This is a genomic window from Scytonema hankhaensis NUACC26, from assembly GCF_045865695.1.
GTDB lineage: Bacteria > Cyanobacteriota > Cyanobacteriia > Cyanobacteriales > Nostocaceae > Scytonema.
Genome location: NZ_BAACAP010000019.1, coordinates 1 through 3,714, shown reverse-complemented (window position 1 = coordinate 3,714; position 3,714 = coordinate 1). Strand labels below are relative to the sequence as shown.

Annotated in this window: 6 protein-coding genes and 1 pseudogene; all 7 read right to left on the bottom strand. The window is 48.7% G+C overall.

Going from position 1 to position 3,714, the window contains the following annotated elements; all coding sequences use genetic code 11:
- The coding region (locus ACKTT2_RS00295; protein ID WP_407882810.1) for an alpha/beta fold hydrolase at nucleotides 1–633 on the bottom strand (633 nt) is incomplete at its 3' end.
- A 146-nt stretch (nucleotides 634–779) separates the two neighbouring features.
- Nucleotides 780–1,178 carry a RidA family protein gene (locus tag ACKTT2_RS00290; protein ID WP_407882808.1) on the bottom strand — a complete coding sequence of 133 codons (399 nt, stop codon included), beginning with the start codon at nucleotides 1,176–1,178 and terminating at the stop codon, nucleotides 780–782.
- 2 nt (nucleotides 1,179–1,180) lie between these two features.
- Nucleotides 1,181–1,441 carry a BBE domain-containing protein gene (locus ACKTT2_RS00285; RefSeq protein WP_407882806.1) on the bottom strand — a complete coding sequence of 87 codons (261 nt, stop codon included), beginning with the start codon at nucleotides 1,439–1,441 and terminating at the stop codon, nucleotides 1,181–1,183.
- Nucleotides 1,442–1,785: 344 nt separating this feature from the next.
- Nucleotides 1,786–1,989: a hypothetical protein gene (locus ACKTT2_RS00280; protein ID WP_407882804.1), complete on the bottom strand. Its 204-nt coding sequence runs from the start codon at nucleotides 1,987–1,989 to the stop codon at nucleotides 1,786–1,788.
- A 70-nt stretch (nucleotides 1,990–2,059) separates the two neighbouring features.
- A complete protein-coding gene (locus tag ACKTT2_RS00275; RefSeq protein ID WP_407882802.1) occupies nucleotides 2,060–2,617 on the bottom strand; it encodes a DsbA family protein in 558 nt (185 codons plus the stop codon).
- A 222-nt stretch (nucleotides 2,618–2,839) separates the two neighbouring features.
- Nucleotides 2,840–3,468: pseudogene (locus ACKTT2_RS00270) on the bottom strand (response regulator).
- Between the two features lie 8 nt (nucleotides 3,469–3,476).
- A partial coding sequence (locus ACKTT2_RS00265; RefSeq protein WP_407882800.1) for an ATP-binding protein occupies nucleotides 3,477–3,714 on the bottom strand: 238 nt, incomplete at its 5' end.

Below are 3,714 nucleotides of genomic sequence, written 5' to 3'. Positions count from 1 at the left end.
GACGTTGCTGCGGTAGTCGAGGATTAGATCGAGCTGGATCTCCTCCGCGCCCGGTCGCGCCATGTAGGCAATGTCGAGTTCGCAGCCGTCGGGCGACAAAAGGTTTGGATCGGCTCCGGTACCATACTGCCAGTTCCGGATTGTGTCCGGCGCGAGCGAGGGTCGGCAGGCTTCCCGATTCGCTGCACTCGGTTCGCGCCAATAGGACTCCCACGGGTCCCATTGGTCACTGAAACCCTCGATGTAGGCGTTGCCGTTCTGCGAGACGATCGCAGATATCCGTTCAGGATGGCGCATCGCCAAACGCAGTCCTATCGGCGCACCATAGTCAAAGATGTAGAGCACGTATTGATCGAGCGACAAAGCAGCGGTGAAGCCCTCGATCGCGTTGGCAAGGCGGTCGAACGTGTAATCGAACGTCTCGCGCGGCGGTGCCTTGGTCTGTCCGAAACCAGGCAGATCCGGCGCCACGAGCCGAAAGCGATCGGCAAGGAGAGGGATCAGGTCGCGGAACATATGGCTAGCAGTTGGAAAGCCGTGCAACAGCAGTATTACTGGCGCATCGCTTGACCCAGCCTCGCGGTAGAACACTTCAACATCGCCAACCTGTCGAAACCCGTAGCGTACTTTCATATCTTTTCCTTTGATTGCGCCTGTAAAAGTTTTGATCGTCTTCGGACTGAGCTTCGACGCTTAGATTTGGAATCCGCCGGACACATCATCCGAATCGTATTTCCGTTTGAGGTCATTCTTAAACATGATTTTCGGAAATCGGTGCGTCACTTCAGTGCTGCTATTGCCTCAATCTCAACCAATGTTTCTTTTGAGGCAAGTGAGGCAACACCAATACCCGTAACAGCAGGACGCGATTCTGCCAGAAATTGCGCCAGAATTGGAGCGATAGTTCCAATGAAGTCTCCAAATTCACCACGAACATAGATGCGAAGGCTAAGCAATTTTTCGACCGAGCTTCCCGATGCCTCTAGAATGACGGTTAGGTTCGTTAGCACGTTTGAGAGTTGTCCCTCAACAGTATGGGATGAGACTTGGTGGTTCACATCCCAGTCAACTTGACCAGAAACGTAAACGGTAGCCGATGCAGTATCGATAACAGCTTGAGACATTCCGAATGGTCTTGCATCATAGAGTTGTGGCGGATCGATCGGTTGCTTTTTCATTGTTAATTGTTGTGCTGTAATGCGAGATGTCCGATCGTCGATCGAAACACATCATCTGGATCGTATTTCTGCTTAAGATCGAGCAATCGCTCATAGTTCGACCCAAAGGCAAGCCGAACACGCTCCTGTTCTTGCTCATCTAGGAGATTGATGTATCCCCCTTTGAAAGCATAGGGTGCTAGTGCCTGTGAGAGGTTCTGTGCCCATTGGATATGCCGCTGCTCGTCGTCCTGTGGCTCCCAGGCTGCAATTAGCTCAACCATTAGATGATCCTGCCGCAGTGCAAAAGCAGTCTCAGACACACCTACGCGACTCGCGGCTCCATGAAAGTGATGGATATTAATCGCCGAAAACGGAGAAGGCAATGGCAGTCCCTGTTCGATCAGTGCCTCGATCATCTCCGTCTGGAGTCCCTTAAGTGACTGAGTTTGGAGGTAGTAGTGACGACCCTTTGGAGTGAACGCATCCAAGCAGAACCATCGTGCCATGCGCCGTGAACCAAGACAAAAGTTGACATAGAATTGCTCCTTAAAGTGATTCAGCGTTCTAATATTGACCTTCAGCACAAACTTAAACTAACCGAAGACTTCGCCAACTCAGCGCTCGATCATTGAGTAGAACGCTTCTTGTCTATTAATTCCACGCGATCGATTTGACCAATTTGTACCGGATAAGCTTGTTTCAGCAACTCAGCAACTTCTTGCGCGATCGCAATCAGGGTATGATTCACCGAGGAGTCGCGAAGAGAATCAGTCTGAGGTGTACCTTCATGCTCAGAATCATTTCTGCCTTGTACTAGTAAATGCGTCATAGAACTACCCTCAATGAAATAACAAAACTGCTTTCGTCTATTACTAATGTTGATGAGTTATAAAAAGAGCTTAGTAACTTGCAGCAACAATGGCTGCCATCAACTCTGCCATTTTCCAGCGTCCGGTATATCGAATGTTATTGATGAAGAGGGCTGGAGCAGCCGTTACTCCACTCTTGCATCCACCTTCGATATCTTCGTGGATACGATCGATATGCACTTGTTTAGGCAAGTCTTTGAGAAACTGAGGAATATCAAGCCCTAAATTGTTGGCGTACTCGACAAGATAACCGTTCTCCAACCTTTGTTGATGGGCAAATAAAGTATCATTCATTAACCAAAACTGTCCTTGGACAGCGGCGGCTTGGGCGGCTTGGGCTGCCCGTTGAGCTTGGGGATGAATCTGTGCTTGCGGAAAATGACGGAAGATGAAGCATAAATAATCCTCTCCAAAACAAGTATTCAGCTCTCGTTCGATCGCTTTAATCATCTTGTAAACGTCTGCACTTCTGGAGCATTGATAGTCTCCATACATCACCAGCACTACCTTGGCACTCAACACACCTTGAATCCAATCTTGGGTTGAAGGTGGTACAAGTAAGGAACTGTGGCTACGATCGTCGTTCATCTTTCTACATCTGCATCAAACATGGAACCTTGCAATTGACTTGCATGGGTTCATTGATTGCATAACTGTTTGCATAGATTCAATATAGGCGATCGCCTTCAAGCTGTCGTCTATAGCAAGTTAAAATTTTTACAGTATAAATTGATAGAGCAACCATGCTATCGTGAAGTAGAAGGCTGGTTCTAACTCAAGTTAGAATCCCAATTCTATCGAAAGTACATCCTATAAATTAACAATGCCGCGTTTAACGGCAACAATTACAGCTTGGGTGCGATCGCTCACATCCAATTTATTCAAAATCCGATTGACATGAGATTTGACAGTGCCTTCGCCGATACTCAAAGCAGCCGCAATATCGGCATTACTCATCCCCCGTGCCAGTGAGCGGAGTACTGCTAGTTCTCTTTCACTCAGTTCTGGGTTGCTGAGGCGCTGTACCAACTTTGCTCCCACATCAGGCGGAATATACTGCTGACCCCGATGAACGGTACGAATCGCATTCAGTAGCTCGTCAGGTTCAGTTTCTTTCAACAGGTATCCTTTTGCTCCTGCTGCAATCCCCGATAGATATCTTCGTCACTATCATACGTTGTCAGGACAATAATCCGAGCAGATTTAGTAGTAGCGCAAATCGCACCGATGGCGGCAACTCCTTCTACTTCAGGCATTCGCAGATCCATTAGCGTCACATCCGGTTGATGTTCCCGAAATAAGTTGATCGCCTGTTCCCCATTTTCGGCCTGAGCAATCACGCTCATGTCTGGGTCACGGTTAATAATCGTGGCTAATCCTTGCCTAAAAATGGAATGATCGTCTGCAATCAGAACCCGAATTGTCGTGGCTTCGCTCATCGTGATGCTCACTCCCGATCGACGGTGACAATCATCTCTGTTCCTTGTCCAGGTTGACTCCTAATCGTGAGTTGTGCGCCGATGCGCTCTGCTCGCTCGCTCATGCCTAATAAGCCAAAACCCTCGGAGGATGGGATACTCCCAACTCCAAAGCCTTGTCCATTGTCTTTCACGCGCAAGCAAACCCGATCGCGATCGTAGACTAGCTCCACTCGAATTTCGTCAGCATTGGCGTGTCTGATCGCA